The following is a 14763-nucleotide window of genomic DNA, read 5'->3' as shown; positions in this document are numbered from 1 at the left end:
AGATGAATGGGAAATTATGCTTCCTCTGCGGGCCGCACCTACCCGTCTGCAAAGGGCATTCTGGCCCGGAAACAGTAAGAATCCGGGCCGGAGGCTTAGATTTTTAACTCGGTTGCATCTTGCCGTGCGCGGCTATGCTGCCGAGCCGCCCACCGTCAGCCCGCCCATCAGCACCGAGGGCTGGCCAACGCCCACCGGCACCCATTGGCCGGCCTTGCCGCAATTGCCCATGCCTGGGTCCAAGGCCATATCATTGCCGAGGCCGCGAATCTGTTTCAGCGCGGTGGCGCCGTCACCGATCAGCGTCGCGCCTTTGACCGGGGCACCGACCTTGCCGTCTTTCACACGGTAGGCTTCGGTGCAGGAAAACACGAACTTGCCGTTGGTAATGTCCACCTGGCCGCCTCCAAAGCCGACTGCCCAGATCCCGTCCTTGATGCCCGCAACCAGGTCGCCGGGATCGGCCTCGCCGCCCAGCATATAGGTGTTGGTCATCCGCGGCATCGGCGCGTGGGCATAGCTTTGCCGCCGCCCGTTGCCGGTGGGCGAGACACCCATCAGCCGCGCGTTCTGGCGGTCCTGCATGAAGCCGACCAGCACGCCGTCCTCGATCAGCGTGGTCTTCTGGCTCGGCGTGCCTTCGTCATCCACGGTGATTGACCCGCGCCGGTCCGGGATGGTGCCGTCGTCCAGCACTGTGACGCCTTTGGCGGCAATCTGCTGCCCCATCAACCCGGCAAAAGCAGACGAGCCCTTGCGGTTGAAGTCGCCCTCCAGCCCGTGGCCGATCGCCTCGTGCAGCAGGATGCCCGGCCAGCCTGGGCCAAGCACCACGTCCATTTCGCCGGCGGGTGCCGGAACCGCATCCAGGTTTACCAATGCGATCCGCAGCGCTTCCTGCACCTGCGCCTGCCAGTGCTTGGGATCGACCAGGCCATCCAGGCCCAGCCGTCCGCCGCCGCCCGCCGAGCCGCTCTCGCGGCGGCCGTCCTTCTCGACGATCACCGACACGTTCAGCCGCGCCATCGGGCGGATGTCGCTGACGCGGGCTCCGTCGGCGCGCAGGATCTCCACCTCCTGCAGCGAGGCGGCCAGGGACGCGGAGACCTGCACCACTCGTTTGTCCACGCCGCGCGCATAGGAATCGATCTCGCGCAGGGTCTCCACCTTGACCGGGAACGGCATGGCGCTGATCGGGTCGGCATCGGTGTAGAGCTTGGTGTTAGTGGCCTGCGGCGCATCCGAATAGGTGCCGCCGCCGGTCCCCACTGCCAGCTTGGCGGTTTCTGCCGCCCGCTTCAGCGACGCAATCGAGACATCGGTGGAATGGGCATATCCCGCAACATCGCCGTTTACCGCCCGCAGGCCAAAACCTTCGGACGCATCATAGCTGGCGCTGCGCAGCCGCCCGTCGTCAAAGGACAAGGCCTCGGATTTGCGGCGCTCGGCAAAGATCTCTCCGTCCTCCGCCCCGTTCAGCGCATCACGCAGCGTGGCCAGGGCCTCATCTTCGGGAAGCGCAGTTTCAAAAGGGCGGAAGGCTGGGTTTTCCATGGCACGGTCCTCAGATTTTTTTGATCTAAATCAAGAAAGCGACGGTTTGACGCTTGGCTGCCTCTTTATCTGTGTCCCCGAATATGATTTTAAGCGGCGTCAAAGACAACGGGGCAGGTGCGTTTTGTGGAATCATTGATTCCCCGATTTCGTGCTGCTGCCAGAACATGCGATCAAACGATCAGGACAGAACATGAAAAACGCTTTGATGCTTTCGGGCCTTTTCGCCGGCCTTTCGAGCCTTCCAGCAATGGCGCAAGAAGGCCTGAAAACCATTGGTAAGCCGGTTGACGGCGGCCTGAACTTCCAGCCGGCGGCAACCTCGCTGATGGACGGGATCGTTCGGCTGGACTGGATGATCCTGGTGATCATTACCGTGATCTGCGTTTTCGTGGCCGGACTGCTGCTGTGGGCGATCCTGCGTTTCAACCGCCGCGCCAACCCGACCCCGGCCAAGTTCACCCACCACACCCCGATCGAGATCGCCTGGACCATCATCCCGATCCTGGTACTGGTGTTCATCGGCTCCTTCTCGCTGCCGCAGCTGTTTGCCCAGCAGGAAATCCCGGAAGGCGACATCAACATCAAGGTGACCGGCTACCAGTGGTACTGGGGCTATGAATACGAGGACCACGAGTTCGGCTTTGAAAGCTTCCTGCTGCCGAAAGACCAGCTGGCCGAAAACGGCTATGCCGAGGACGAGTACCTGCTGGCCACCGACACCGCGGTTGTTGTGCCCTCGGGCAAGACCATCGTGATGAATGTGACTGCGGCTGACGTGATCCACTCCTGGACCATTCCGGCCTTCGGCGTGAAGCAGGACGGCGTTCCGGGCCGCCTGGCACAGCTGTGGTTCAAAGTCGACGAAGGCAAAGAAGGCATCTACTTCGGCCAGTGCTCCGAGCTGTGCGGCAAGGACCACGCCTACATGCCGATCACCGTCAAGGTCGTGACCCAGGAAGAGTATGACGCCTGGCTGAAAGGCGCGATCGACGAATACGCGGGCACCCCGCAGGCCTATCAGGTCGCCTCGAACTGATAGCCGGCTATATGGAGCTCTAGGGAGCTCCATATGACACAGCAAAAAGACCAGGGTGCGCAGCGATGCGCACCTGTTGCCGCCAAAGGACGCAAGATGACCGACGCAAGCATCAACGCCAGCCGTGCATATGAAGACGAGGCCAGCTTCGGCGATTATTTCGCCCTGCTGAAGCCGCGCGTCATGTCGCTGGTCGTGTTCACCGCGCTGGTCGGCCTGCTGGCGGCTCCGGTTGGCGTGCACCCCGTTGTCGGCTTCTGCGCCATCCTGTTCATCGCCATCGGCGGCGGCGCCTCCGGCGCGCTCAATATGTGGTGGGATGCCGATATCGATAAGGTGATGAAGCGCACCAAGGGCCGCCCGATCCCGGCTGGCAAGGTCGAGCCGGGCGAGGCGCTGGCACTGGGCCTGGCGCTGTCCGGCCTGTCGGTGATCATGCTGGCCCTGGCCGCCAACGTTTTTGCAGGCGCTTTCCTGGCCTTTACCATCTTCTTCTACGTAGTGATCTACACCATGTGGCTCAAGCGGGCGACGCCGCAGAACATTGTGATCGGCGGCGCCGCGGGTGCCTTCCCGCCGGTGATCGGCTGGATCGCCGCCACCGGCACCATGTCGGTTGAGCCCTGGCTGATGTTCCTTCTGACCTTCATGTGGACGCCGCCGCATTTCTGGGCGCTGGCGCTGTTCATGCGCTCGGACTACGACGATGCAGGCGTGCCGATGCTGACCGTGACCCACGGCCGCCGCTCCACCCGCATCCACATCCTCGCCTACACCGTGCTGCTGGCTCTGCTGGCCGTTGGCACCGCTTTCTCCGGCATCGGCGGCCCGCTGTATCTGGCCGTGGCCCTGGTGCTGAACGCGCTGTTTCTGCACGGTGCTTGGAAGATCACCCGCCGGGATGAGGACGACTCCGAGGCGGACAACTTCAAGGTGGAGCGCAGCTTCTTCAAACTGTCGCTGCTCTATCTCTTCCTGCACTTCGGCGCGATTCTGGCCGAGGCCCTGCTGAAGCCCTACGGGCTGGGAGGCTGGTAACATGGCATTGCGCAAGGACCATGAACTCCACAAGCGCCGCTCGGGCTTGAACCTGGGCGTCGGCATCCTGCTGGCTGCCTTTGTGGTCCTGATCATGGCGCTGACTATGGTCAAGGTGACCTCGGCGAGCTTCAAGTTCCCAGGTGCACAGGAGGAACAGAACTGATGGCACTGAAGGGTCCCCAGAAAACCGTGGTCCAGCTGGTCGGCGTGGTTGTCCTGATGGGCGGCCTCTCCTGGGCTTCGGTGCCGTTCTATGACTGGTTCTGCCGGGTCACCGGCTTTGGCGGCGTCACCCAGGTGGCCAATGGCGGCTCCGACACGGTTCTGGATCAGACCATCAAGGTGCGTTTCGACGGTTCCAAACAGCGCGGCATGCCGTGGGAGTTCAAGCCGGTCGTGCGCGAGATGGAGATCAAGCTGGGTGAAACTGGGCTTGCCTTCTACGAGGCCTATAACCCGACCGACCGCCCGGTTGCGGGCCAGGCGTCCTATAATGTGGCGCCGTATCAAGCCGGCTATTTCTTCGAAAAAATCGACTGCTTCTGCTTTACCGAGCAGGTGCTTCAGCCAGGGGAGCGGGTGCAGATGCCCGTGACCTTCTATGTTGACCCGGAAATCATCGAGGACCGGGACGCGAAATACGTGCATACGATCACACTGTCGTACACGTTCCATGAAATCGATCTGCCCGAGGGATACGCAGCCCTCGACACCGGGGAAAACACCGGGGCAGGCACAACCACGAACTAGGCCGCTAGGTGAGGGACACTTAAATGGCGCACGCTAAAAATCACGATTTTCATATTCTGCCGCCGTCGATCTGGCCGCTGGCTGCTTCGGTCGGCACCTTCGTCATGCTGGTTGGCGCGGTTCTCTGGATGAAGGGCATCACTGCCTGGCCGTTCTGGATCGGCTTTGTGGCAGTTCTCTACACCGCCTTCGCCTGGTGGTCCGAAGTTGTTGCTGAAAGCAAGATCGGCGATCACACCCCGGTCGTGCGCATCGGCCTGCGCTACGGCTTCATCCTGTTTGTGATGTCCGAGGTGATGTTCTTCTTCGCCTGGTTCTGGTCGTTCTTCAAACACGCCATGTACCCGATGGAGACTTATGTCGGCACCGAATATGTGGCGCCGGAAATCTATGCAGTTGATCCGTTCCACCTGCCGCTGATCAACACCCTGATCCTGCTGCTGTCCGGCTGTGCCGTGACCTGGGCGCACCATGCTCTAGTCCACAACAACGACCGCAAGGCGCTGATCCAGGGCCTGGCCATCGGTATCGCCTTCGGCATCGCCTTCACCTTCCTGCAGGGCTACGAGTACGCCCACCTGCTGCACGAAGGCTGGAAGTTCGGCGAAGACGAGTTCTACTCGAACTTCTTCATGGCAACCGGTTTCCACGGCTTCCACGTTGTGATCGGCACCATCTTCCTGACCGTTTGCCTGATCCGCGCAATGAAGGGCGACTTCACCCCCGAACAGCACGTCGGCTTTGAAGCTGCAGCTTGGTACTGGCACTTCGTGGACGTCGTCTGGCTGTTCCTGTTTGTGGCTGTCTACATCTGGGGCACTTCCGGCCTGTAACGGGCGGTTTGTAATGGTTACATGTTTGCGGTTGATTATCCGCAGGCATGAAGTCACACACGGGGCGCGCAAGGGGACACCTTGCGCGCCCTGAACTTTGAAGCGGAGCAGCGTCGATGCGGCGTGTCATCTTCCTGTTGATCATCAGCGGCGCCGGCCTGGCGATACTGATCGGCCTTGGCACCTGGCAGCTGCAGCGCAAGGCCTGGAAAGAAGACCTGCTGCACACGATTGAGAGCAATATTGCAGCTGTTCCTGCAGGTTTGCCCCAATCCCCGGTCGAAAAGCGCGACCGTTACCTGGCCGTCACCGCTGAAGGTGAGATCGAGGGCAACGAACTGCACGTGTTCTGGGTCACTAAGGACGCCGAGACGGGCTACCGGGTCATAGCGCCCTTTGTTACCTCCGATGGCCGGCGTGTCCTCGTAGACCGCGGTTTCATTTCCGCAGCCAAAAAGAATATGCCACTGAACTACGGAGCGGCTTCGGTAACAGGCAATCTTCTCTGGCCGGATGAGGGCGACTGGACCACGCCTGCGCCGGCAGTGGACACCAATATCCTCTATGCCCGGGACGTGGCCTATATGGCAGAGCGCCTGAACACCGAACCCGTTTTGATTGTCGCCCGCAGCGCAACGCCTGAGGCCGCGGTCACTCCGCATGCCGTGACAACGGCGGGCATCCCCAACAACCACTTGCAATATGCGATCACCTGGTTTTCGCTGGCCGTTATCTGGGCGGCGATGACCCTCTACTTCCTGCGGCGCAGCCGCCCCTGAACTGAAAAGAGCTGAAGGCGATGAAATATATCTCGACCCGGGGCCAAGCGCCCGAGCTGACCTTTGAAGACGCAATGCTGACCGGCCTGGCCCGCGACGGCGGCCTCTATGTGCCGGCCGAAATCCCGCAGATGTCCCAGGATGAGATCGCTGCGCTGGCTGGTCTGTCGTACGAAGAAACCGCCTTCCGCGTCATGCGTCCTTTCATCGGCGACTGCTTCACCGACGAGGAATTCCGCGGCATCATCGCCCGCGCTTACGAGGGCTTCGGCCATGCCGCCCGCGCACCGCTGAAACAGCTGGCCCCCAACCACTTCCTGCTGGAGCTGTTCCACGGGCCGACGCTGGCCTTCAAGGACTTCGCCATGCAGCTGATCGGCCAGCTGTTCCAGGCCGCACTTGAGCGCCGCGGCGACCGGGTGACCATCGCAGGCGCCACCTCCGGCGATACCGGCTCTGCAGCCATGGAAGCCTTCCGGGGCCTGAACAATGTGGATGTCTTTATCCTCTATCCGCACGGCCGTGTGTCTGAGGTGCAGCGCCGCCAGATGACCACCCCGCAGGACGCCAATGTCCACGCCTTGGCCGTCGATGGCGACTTCGACGACTGCCAGGCGCGCGTGAAGGACATGTTCAACGACTTCGACTTCCGTGACGGTGTGAAACTGGCGGGCGTCAATTCGATCAACATCGCCCGCGTGCTGGCGCAGGTGGTCTATTACTTCTCCGCCGCTGTCTCGGTGGGGGCACCGCAGCGCAAGGTGAGCTTCACCGTGCCCACCGGCAACTTCGGCGATATTTTTGCGGGCTTCATTGCCAAGCAGATGGGCCTGCCGATCGACCAGCTGGTGGTTGCCACCAACCAGAACGACATCCTGCACCGCTGCTTGTCCGGGCAGGGCTACTACAAGGGCGACACCCAGCCCTCGATCTCGCCTTCGATGGACATTCAGGTGTCCTCCAACTTCGAACGCGCCCTGTTCTACGCCTATGGCAAGGACAGCAAGGCCATCGCCCAGCTGATGGATGAGCTGAAGAACGGCGGCTTTGACGTCTCCCAAGGTGCGATGCAGGCGCTGTCTGAAACCTATGCCTCGGGCCGCACCTCCGAGGAGGAGACCCTGGCCACCATCAAATCCGAACTGGCTGCCTCAGGCGAGCTGCTGTGCCCGCATGGTGCGGTTGGCGTGAAGGTGGCGAACGAGCACCGTAACGCAGACGTGCCGATGATCACCCTGGCCACCGCGCATCCGGCGAAGTTCCCGGCAGCCGTGGAAGATGCAAGCGGTATCCATCCGCCCTTGCCGCAGCGCATGTCCGACCTGTATGAGAGATCGGAACGGGTGACCCGGATCGCCAATGATCTGGCTGCCCTTGAGGATCACATCAGAAAGAACATCGCGCATTGACCGTACAGCAACACACACTCGCCAACGGGTTCCGCATCGTCTCCGAGCACATGCCGGGTCTGGAATCCGCGGCGATCGGGATTTGGGTAAGCGCCGGCGGCCGCCACGAGCGGATTGAACAGAACGGTATTGCCCATTTCCTGGAGCACATGGCCTTCAAGGGCACCAAGACCCGCTCGGCCTTGCAGATCGCCGAGGAGATCGAGGACGTAGGCGGCTATATCAACGCTTACACCTCGCGCGAGGTAACGGCCTACTACGCTCGTGTGCTGAAGGACGACGTGCCGTTGGCGGTGGACGTGATCGGGGATATCCTGCTGAACCCGGTGTTCGACCAGCGCGAGATCGAGGTCGAGCGCGGGGTGATCCTGCAGGAAATCGGCCAGTCGCTGGATACGCCCGATGATGTGATCTTTGACTGGCTGCAGGAGGAAAGCTACCGCGGCCAGCCCTTGGGCCGCACTATCCTGGGCCCGGCCGAGCGTGTCAGCAGCTTCTCCCGCGAGGATCTGCAAGGCTTTGTCGGCGAGCACTACGGCCCCGGCCAGATGATCCTCGCAGCCGCTGGCGGTGTGGATCACGAAGAGCTGGTGAAACTAGCAGAGCGCCTGTTCGGCCACATGGAGCCGAAAGCCGATTTCACCGCCGAAGGTGCCACATTTACCGGTGGTGAAGCACGGCAAGTGAAAGATCTGGAGCAGGCGCATTTTGCGCTGGCCTTTGAGGCGCCCAGCTACCGCGACCAGTCCATGTACACCGCGCAGATCTATGCCAGCGCCCTTGGCGGGGGCATGTCTTCGCGGCTGTTCCAGGAGGTGCGCGAAAAACGCGGCCTTTGCTACACGATCTTCTCGCAGGCCGGGTCTTATGCAGATACCGGCTCGATGACCGTCTACGCGGGCACCTCGGGCGAGCAGCTGGCGGAGCTGGCAGGCATCACCATCGACGAGATGAAACGCGCTGCGGATGATATGAACGATGCCGAGGTTGAGCGCGCCCGCGCCCAGATGAAGGCAGGCATGCTGATGGGGCTGGAAAGCCCCTCGAACCGGGCCGAGCGTCTGGCGAGGCTGGTGCAGATCTGGGGCAAGGTGCCGTCGCTGGAGCGCACGGTGGAGCGCATCAATGCGGTCAAAACAAAGGACGTGCGTGAGCTGGCCGAGACTATGGCTGTAACAGCACCTGCAGCACTCGCGCTTTATGGCCCGGTGGACGGCGCCCCCGCATTGGAGAGGCTGCAGGAGAGGCGCGCCGCCTGATGCTGCTCAACCGCCGCAAGGTCCGTATTGAAACCGAGCGCCTGACTCTCAGGCCGCCGGTGCATGCGGATTTTCACGGCTGGGCGGCGCTGCGCCTTCAGAGCCAGGCGTATCTCACGCCTTGGGAGCCAAGCTGGGCGGCCGACCACCTCAGCCGCAAGAGCTTTACCAACCGGGTTTACTGGGCCCGCCGTTCAGTCTCCGGTGGCACTGCGCTGCCGTTGTTCCTGGTGCGCCGGTCGGACAATCAGCTGGTTGGGGCGATCACGCTCGATAACATCCGCCGCGGCCCGGCCCAGGCGGGGACGCTGGGGTACTGGACCGGCCAATCCTTTGCCCGCCAAGGCTACATGCGCGAGGCCATCGGCGCCGTGGTGCATTATGCATTCAGTAAGCTGGATCTCTCCAGGATCGAGGCCGCCTGTTTGCCGGAAAACCAGGCCTCCCGCGGGCTGCTGGAGAAATCCGGTTTCAAATACGAAGGCGTCGCCCAGTCCTATCTGCAGATCAACGGCCGCTGGCGCACCCATGTGCTTTATGCCTCGTTGCGCCATGACCGCCGCGGTAAGACCCTTGCAGGGCAGGCCTGACCGCAAACACACCGTCCAGCCGCAGCCGGAGAGCTCCCGTCCGTCGCAGCCGCATTGAAAATGCGCCGCTCCCGTTGGGCATAGCGCCGCGCCTGAGGCGCGGCGCTGTCCGGCCTGGCGGCCGGAAGAACCGGCTGCGCAAGCGAACCGTCTGCGCCGGGCCGCCGGCCCGGCGCTATGCCCAACTGCGAGGCAGAATTTCAAATTCTGCAGGAGCGGGCGGGAGGGCCTCTGGGAGGAATTTCCGCCCAAAGGGCTGACAGCGGGAAAATACGCCCTAGAACCTGCGTCATGCGCGCTCTTCTTTGGTTTCTCTGCCTGACCCTCTGTGCCGGTGCTCTGCAAGCTCAGGAGCGGCGGGCGAGCCATTGCATCGCCCTGGCCGAAAGCACAGACGGGCTGGAGTATCTGCAGAAGGCCAGCTGGCAGGATCCTGTTTCCCGGGACAGCGTCCATATCCGCTATATTGCCCATGCCTCCTTCCTGCTCAGGACTGAAGGGGGGCTCAATGTGGTGACTGATTTCACCGGCTTCACTGGCTCCGCGCCGCTGATCCCGGATGTCGTCACCATGAACCACGCCCATGAAACCCATTGGACCGCACATCCGGACCCGGCGATCCCGCATGTGCTGCAGGGGTGGGGGCCTGCCGGAACGGGGGCTCAGCACCACCTGGACCTTGGAGAAATGCTGATCCGTAACGTTCCGACCGACATCCGCAACATGTTCGGCGGGGTAGAGCCGCACGGCAACTCCATCTTCGTGTTCGAAGCCGCGGGCCTTTGTATCGGCCATCTCGGCCATTTGCATCATGTGCCAACGCCGGAGCAATATGCAGCGCTTGGGCGGCTGGATGTGGTGATGGCGGCGGTGGATGGGGGGATCACCCTGCCGCTGGATCAGATGCTGGAGGTGCTCGGACGGCTGCGTTCCTCCGTTATCATCCCAATGCACTGGTTCACCGAGTATTCGCTCGAGCGCTTCCTGGCCCGCATTGGCCCGGAGTTCGAAGTTATGAACGACGGAAGCAGCGAGATCACCGTCTCTTTGCGCACCCTGCCCAGCCGCCCGACAATTCACGTTCTGCAGCCCAGGTACCTGCAAAGCGGTGAATGACCTGGCTTGCCAGGCCGCAGGGCTTGCGCCATGGATAAGCCATGACCCTGAATCCTGCCGATCCCGCCTTTGCCGCCCGCCTGTCCGTACTGTTGCCGCAAGGTGTTCTCCGCGCGCCTGAACCGCGCTACCTGGAAGAGCCGCGCGGCCGCTATCAGGGGCAGGCCGGGATTCTGGCGCTGCCGCGGACGGTGGAGCAGGTCTCCATCCTGGTGCGCGAGGCAAATGGCGCCCGTGTGCCTGTGGTGCCATACGGCGGCGGCACTGGTTTGGTTGGCGGCCAAGTGATGCCCGAAGGGCCTGCGCCAATGGTTCTGTCGCTTGAGAGAATGCCGGCTATCCGCGCGGTCTACCCGCAGGAAAATGTCATCATCGCCGAGGCCGGCGCCATCCTGGCCGATATTCAGGCTGCGGCGCAAGACGCAGGCCGTCTGTTCCCTCTGTCGCTGGCCGCCGAAGGCTCGGCCCGGATCGGCGGCAATCTTTCGACCAATGCCGGCGGCGTCAACGTGCTGCGCTACGGCAATGCACGCGACCTCTGCCTCGGTCTGGAAGCGGTCCTGCCGTCGGGAGAGATCTGGCACGGGCTGTCGCGGCTGCGCAAAGACAACACCGGCTATGACCTGAAGAACCTTCTGATCGGCGCAGAAGGCACGCTGGGCGTCATCACCGCGGCTTCGCTGAAGCTGTCTCCGGTACCGGCCGGGGCCGGGACGGCTGTTTTCTCGGTCAGGGATCCGGAAGCGGCGATCGCACTGCTGGCACTGGCGCGGGACCGGACCGGCGAGTCGGTAAGCGCTTTTGAGCTGATCCACCGGCAAGGGCTGGAGTTCCTTGCGGAAGCCCTGCCGCAAGTCCGCCAGCCCTTTGCCGAGGCGCCGGAGTGGTCGGTTCTGATTGAGCTGGGCCTGCCGCGGGGCCTGGATCCGGCGGACACGCTGACCGGGCTCTTTGCGGCTGCGCAGGATGCCGGGCTGTCGGCGGATGGGGTGATCGCGCAATCGGACGCCCAGCGGCAGATGCTCTGGTCAGTGCGAGAGCATATCCCGGTTGCCAACAAGGCGATTGGCGCTGTGTCCAGCCATGATGTTTCGGTGCCGGTATCGGAAATTCCAGCCTTTATAGAGCAGGGCCGGAAGGCTGTGGCCGCCCTCGGGGATTTCCGGATCAACTGCTTCGGCCATTTGGGGGATGGCAACCTGCACTATAATGTCTTCCCGCCCCGCGGCCGGACCCGTGATGCGTATAAAGCTGTGCGTGACGCGGTACAGGAAACTGTGCACGGCCTGGTCCATGCCTTTGGCGGCTCATTCAGCGCTGAGCACGGGGTCGGGCGGATGAAAACCGGCGATCTGGAGCGCTATGGCGACCCCGTTCGCCTCGCGGCGATGAGCGCTGTCAAAAACGCGCTGGACCCCAACGGGATCATGAATCCAGGTGCCGTGCTGAAACTCAACTGATCCTTCCCAGCCGGGAAGGCTCCCGCGCCCGCAGCAGCCCGGCTGCGCCGGACGGTCTGGCGGTCTTGGGCCCGGCGCCGCGCATCCGCGCGGCGCGCCTTTCAGGCTCCTTGAGGAGCCTGAAAGGCCATGCCCAACTGGGGACGCCTGTTCTTTGAATAGGCGGAGACGGGCGGGAGAGTCTCCCTGCCGCAGTCTTGAGCCAAGCTAGGTTACAGCCCGTCGAACTCGCAAAGGACATGCACATCCATGCCCATGCTTTCCAGCAGCTTGCGGCCGCCCAGTTCCGGTAAATCGACAATGAAGGAGCAGGACACAATCTCGCCGCCCAGCCGTTCGATCAGCTTGATGCCGGCACCTGCGGTGCCGCCGGTGGCCAGCAGATCGTCCACCACCAGGATCTTCTCGCCGGGCTTGATGGCATCGTCGTGGATTTCGACAATCGCCTCGCCATATTCCAGCTTGTATTCCTCGCTGATGGTGGTGCCGGGCAGCTTGCCTTTCTTGCGGATGGGCACAAATCCCACGCTCAGTTGATGGGCTATCGCCCCGCCCAGGATGAAGCCGCGGGCTTCGAGCCCGACCACCTTGTCGATCTGCTCTCCCGCATAGGGATGAAGCATCTGGTCGATCGCCATGCGGAAGCCGCGGGGGTCGGCAAACAGGGTGGTCACGTCGCGGAACATGATCCCCTCGTGGGGGAAATCGACGATGGTGCGGATGTAGTCCTTGACGTCGGGCTTTTTGGGCATGGGCTGTCTCCCCCTGGGCAAATGGAACGGTCGCCCGGCGCCTGCGCCCGGGTCAGCGGGGGTTTGGCCGAAGCGGCCGCTTCATGCAAGAGGCAACGGCGGTTGGAGCCTGCCGATGCTACCGGCCGTGCCGGATTTTACGGCGCGTCAGGTAACTGCGGTAGAGGCTGGGCGGCAGCCAGGCCAGATGCGCTCCGCGCCAGTCGCGGCGGCGGCGGATCAGCAGGTTGCAGGCGGTATGGAGGTTCATGGTCATGGGACGGCACTGATTACATTACAAGGGATCACCCGGAGCCGGCTGGCGGATGATCCCAAAACACTAGCCTTTGCAGGCAGCGAAATCAAATTTCTGCGGCGTGGTGCAGCCCTTTGCTCAGGCGGGGCGGCGCAGCAGCGCGGTGGCGGCTCCCATGCCGATCAGCGCCAGCCCGCCGGTGCGTGTCACTGCCGCTGCGGCTGCAGGTTTGGCAATCCAGCGCCGCAGTTTGTCTGCCAACAAGGCGTAAGCCAAAGCGTTCAGCGCGCCGAGGCCGACAAAGGTTGCAATAAGGATGGCAAATTGAGGAGCGAGGCTGTTCTCCGGCCGGATGAACTGCGGCACGAAGGCGATGAAGAATGCAATCGACTTGGGATTCAGCGCTGTTACCGCCGCCGCATGGCTGAAAACGCCCCGTGCCTCAGCGCTGCTGTCCGGCCGGAACCGGTCCACTGCCGCATCGGGTGCACTGCGCCACAACTTCACACCCAGCCAGACCAGATAAGCTGCGCCCAGCCATTTCAGCACCGAAAACAGCGTTGCCGAGGCCAGCACCAGCGCACCCAGCCCGGCCAGAGAAGCGCTCATGGCGATGAAATCCCCCAGTGCTACGCCAAGCGCCGAAGCCACTGCCACCTGCCGCCCTTTGGAGAGCGCGTAGCTCAGTACCAGCAGCACCGTTGGCCCCGGGATCATTAGCAAAGCGATGGAAGCGGCGCTGAAGGCCAGCCAAAGGTTCAGGTCCATGATGGGTCTCCAGGCAAAGGGTTGCCTGCAGCAAGCCTCGGAAACGCCGGCGCGTCAACGGGGAAAACTTGTACTCCAGTGCATCAGGGCTTCAAGCGGGCCGCGTTTGAAAAATATGCTCCAGATCCAGGTCAGCAGCATCGACAGGGCGCAGAACCCCAAAGAAAACCCGAAGATCCGGCTGGTGGTAAGCGAACCGTCGAGCAGCCCCATGGCTTCCAGCGTTCCCATGCCAAGCAGGATATGCGCCGCATAAAGGCTGAGCGCCTGCCGTCCCGGCGCCGCCAGCCATTCCGCAAGCCCGGCCTTGTCCAGTGCCGGAGCGATCGCCAGCACCAGCCCGGTCACCGCCAGCGCACTGCCGGCTGCGGCGATGATATAAAACGGTCCCGGCGGGATGGCGGAAGTGGCCGCCAGATCAATCAATTCCGGGTCCTGCACAAACAGCTGCGGCAGTGCACCCAGCACCGCAGCCGCTATGCCCCAGATGACCAGATGGACTTGCACCCTGCGGCTGGCCAGATCCAGACGGCCCACCCGCATGCCCAGAAACAGGAAGGCCGCCCAGGGGAACACCGGATGCCAGCCGTTGAAGAAGGAATGGCGCAGGAAGCCTTCGATTGTCCAGAAGTCCGCATAGGTCAGGGTCTCCCAGTTCCAATGCGCTTCGTAGTCCAGCACCAGGAGCCCGGTCAGCCCGGCCAGGAGAGTGCCGCAGGCCGCCCATAGAAGAACCCGGCCAGAGGCGGTCAGGAACGGCAGGGCGGCCAGGAAGTAGAGCGCATAGAAATGCAGGATGTCAGCTTCGAATATGGTCAGGTTCAGCAGCCCGGCCAGAAAGAGGAACAGTGCGCGGCGGGCAATCGCCGCCCGGTCCGGCCTGCCCAGAGAGAGCCCGATCCCTGCCAGCACCACAAACAGGGCTGCAGCCCGGCCCTCCAGGGCGTTGGTGAACAGCGAAATGGCGTCTGCGCCGGGCGCCACCTGTGCAGCGATACGGAAATTGACAAGGACCATGCCGCAGAAAGCGAGGAAACGGGCAATGTCCAATCCGTGAAGGCGCATGGGAACGGTCCTGAAAACAGCGGGCTGACTACTGCGGCTTGATAAAGGAGCGATGCCAGGCAAAGAAAAGGGGCGGTGCCTGGCAGCCCGCCCCGAAATCTACCGGATGTTGC

At 62.8% G+C, this 14763-nt stretch carries 16 protein-coding genes; 11 read left to right on the top strand and 5 right to left on the bottom strand.

The annotated features are described in order from the left end of the window. Positions 1–132: 132 nt before the first annotated feature. Positions 133–1554 carry a metalloprotease TldD gene (tldD, locus tag RA19_RS14245; protein WP_039163685.1) on the bottom strand — a complete coding sequence of 474 codons (1422 nt, stop codon included), beginning with the start codon at positions 1552–1554 and terminating at the stop codon, positions 133–135. A gap of 193 nt (positions 1555–1747) precedes the next feature. Between tldD and coxB the strand changes: the two genes are divergently transcribed. The 11 genes from coxB (at position 1748) to RA19_RS14190 (ending at position 11830) form a co-directional block, all read left to right on the top strand. Further along, a complete protein-coding gene (coxB, locus tag RA19_RS14240; protein WP_039163683.1) occupies positions 1748–2593 on the top strand; it encodes a cytochrome c oxidase subunit II in 846 nt (281 codons plus the stop codon). Positions 2594–2689: 96 nt separating this feature from the next. Then, entirely contained in the window at positions 2690–3631 is a 942-nt protein-coding gene (cyoE, locus tag RA19_RS14235; protein ID WP_039163764.1) for a heme o synthase, read from the top strand. Between the two features lies 1 nt (position 3632). Continuing rightward, on the top strand, positions 3633–3797 hold the full coding sequence (locus RA19_RS14230) for a hypothetical protein (protein WP_039163681.1): 165 nt from the start codon (positions 3633–3635) through the stop codon (positions 3795–3797). Next, entirely contained in the window at positions 3797–4384 is a 588-nt protein-coding gene (locus tag RA19_RS14225; protein ID WP_039163679.1) for a cytochrome c oxidase assembly protein, read from the top strand. Before RA19_RS14230 ends, RA19_RS14225 begins: the two co-directional genes overlap by 1 nt. Before the next feature lie 23 nt (positions 4385–4407). Further along, positions 4408–5217, top strand: a complete 810-nt coding sequence (locus RA19_RS14220; RefSeq protein ID WP_039163677.1) for a cytochrome c oxidase subunit 3 — start codon at positions 4408–4410, stop codon at positions 5215–5217. Between the two features lie 116 nt (positions 5218–5333). Beyond that, complete coding sequence (locus tag RA19_RS14215) at positions 5334–5996, top strand: SURF1 family protein (protein ID WP_039163675.1); 663 nt, start codon at positions 5334–5336, stop codon at positions 5994–5996. A 20-nt stretch (positions 5997–6016) separates the two neighbouring features. Beyond that, on the top strand, positions 6017–7405 hold the full coding sequence (gene thrC / locus RA19_RS14210; RefSeq protein WP_039163673.1) for a threonine synthase: 1389 nt from the start codon (positions 6017–6019) through the stop codon (positions 7403–7405). Continuing rightward, on the top strand, positions 7402–8664 hold the full coding sequence (locus RA19_RS14205; RefSeq protein WP_039163671.1) for a M16 family metallopeptidase: 1263 nt from the start codon (positions 7402–7404) through the stop codon (positions 8662–8664). The genes thrC and RA19_RS14205 overlap by 4 nt, the downstream gene beginning before the upstream one ends. Continuing rightward, positions 8664–9254, top strand: coding sequence for a GNAT family N-acetyltransferase (locus RA19_RS14200; RefSeq protein ID WP_039163669.1), 591 nt, complete (start codon positions 8664–8666; stop codon positions 9252–9254). Before RA19_RS14205 ends, RA19_RS14200 begins: the two co-directional genes overlap by 1 nt. Before the next feature lie 291 nt (positions 9255–9545). Then, complete coding sequence (locus RA19_RS14195; RefSeq protein WP_039163668.1) at positions 9546–10370, top strand: MBL fold metallo-hydrolase; 825 nt, start codon at positions 9546–9548, stop codon at positions 10368–10370. Positions 10371–10411: 41 nt separating this feature from the next. Further along, positions 10412–11830 carry an FAD-binding oxidoreductase gene (locus tag RA19_RS14190; protein WP_039163666.1) on the top strand — a complete coding sequence of 473 codons (1419 nt, stop codon included), beginning with the start codon at positions 10412–10414 and terminating at the stop codon, positions 11828–11830. A gap of 212 nt (positions 11831–12042) precedes the next feature. On the opposite strand, the gene RA19_RS14185 is transcribed toward RA19_RS14190, so the two are convergent. From RA19_RS14185 to RA19_RS14175, 4 genes are all read right to left on the bottom strand, one after another. After that, a complete protein-coding gene (locus RA19_RS14185; protein ID WP_039163664.1) occupies positions 12043–12582 on the bottom strand; it encodes an adenine phosphoribosyltransferase in 540 nt (179 codons plus the stop codon). 118 nt (positions 12583–12700) lie between these two features. Next, entirely contained in the window at positions 12701–12838 is a 138-nt protein-coding gene (locus RA19_RS27015) for a hypothetical protein (RefSeq protein ID WP_193748277.1), read from the bottom strand. Between the two features lie 117 nt (positions 12839–12955). Further along, positions 12956–13585, bottom strand: coding sequence for a LysE family translocator (locus RA19_RS14180; RefSeq protein WP_039163662.1), 630 nt, complete (start codon positions 13583–13585; stop codon positions 12956–12958). A 54-nt stretch (positions 13586–13639) separates the two neighbouring features. Then, on the bottom strand, positions 13640–14650 hold the full coding sequence (locus tag RA19_RS14175; protein WP_039163660.1) for a DUF418 domain-containing protein: 1011 nt from the start codon (positions 14648–14650) through the stop codon (positions 13640–13642). Positions 14651–14763: the final 113 nt, after the last annotated feature.

It is taken from the genome of Leisingera sp. ANG-M1 (genome assembly GCF_000813745.1).
Lineage (GTDB): Bacteria > Pseudomonadota > Alphaproteobacteria > Rhodobacterales > Rhodobacteraceae > Leisingera.
The sequence above is the reverse complement of the archived record's forward strand: the minus strand, read 5'-3'. Positions and strand labels throughout refer to the sequence as shown.

What these genes read in the sequence shown, in the direction of transcription:
- tldD (WP_039163685.1), bottom strand. Translation starts at nt 1,554, where the DNA reads ATGGAAAACCCAGCCTTCCGCCCTTTTGAAACTGCGCTTCCCGAAGAT.
- coxB (WP_039163683.1), top strand. Translation starts at nt 1,748, where the DNA reads ATGAAAAACGCTTTGATGCTTTCGGGCCTTTTCGCCGGCCTTTCGAGC.
- cyoE (WP_039163764.1), top strand. Translation starts at nt 2,690, where the DNA reads ATGACCGACGCAAGCATCAACGCCAGCCGTGCATATGAAGACGAGGCC.
- RA19_RS14230 (WP_039163681.1), top strand. Translation starts at nt 3,633, where the DNA reads ATGGCATTGCGCAAGGACCATGAACTCCACAAGCGCCGCTCGGGCTTG.
- RA19_RS14225 (WP_039163679.1), top strand. Translation starts at nt 3,797, where the DNA reads ATGGCACTGAAGGGTCCCCAGAAAACCGTGGTCCAGCTGGTCGGCGTG.
- RA19_RS14220 (WP_039163677.1), top strand. Translation starts at nt 4,408, where the DNA reads ATGGCGCACGCTAAAAATCACGATTTTCATATTCTGCCGCCGTCGATC.
- RA19_RS14215 (WP_039163675.1), top strand. Translation starts at nt 5,334, where the DNA reads ATGCGGCGTGTCATCTTCCTGTTGATCATCAGCGGCGCCGGCCTGGCG.
- thrC (WP_039163673.1), top strand. Translation starts at nt 6,017, where the DNA reads ATGAAATATATCTCGACCCGGGGCCAAGCGCCCGAGCTGACCTTTGAA.
- RA19_RS14200 (WP_039163669.1), top strand. Translation starts at nt 8,664, where the DNA reads ATGCTGCTCAACCGCCGCAAGGTCCGTATTGAAACCGAGCGCCTGACT.
- RA19_RS14195 (WP_039163668.1), top strand. Translation starts at nt 9,546, where the DNA reads ATGCGCGCTCTTCTTTGGTTTCTCTGCCTGACCCTCTGTGCCGGTGCT.
- RA19_RS14190 (WP_039163666.1), top strand. Translation starts at nt 10,412, where the DNA reads ATGACCCTGAATCCTGCCGATCCCGCCTTTGCCGCCCGCCTGTCCGTA.
- RA19_RS14185 (WP_039163664.1), bottom strand. Translation starts at nt 12,582, where the DNA reads ATGCCCAAAAAGCCCGACGTCAAGGACTACATCCGCACCATCGTCGAT.
- RA19_RS27015 (WP_193748277.1), bottom strand. Translation starts at nt 12,838, where the DNA reads ATGACCATGAACCTCCATACCGCCTGCAACCTGCTGATCCGCCGCCGC.
- RA19_RS14180 (WP_039163662.1), bottom strand. Translation starts at nt 13,585, where the DNA reads ATGGACCTGAACCTTTGGCTGGCCTTCAGCGCCGCTTCCATCGCTTTG.
- RA19_RS14175 (WP_039163660.1), bottom strand. Translation starts at nt 14,650, where the DNA reads ATGCGCCTTCACGGATTGGACATTGCCCGTTTCCTCGCTTTCTGCGGC.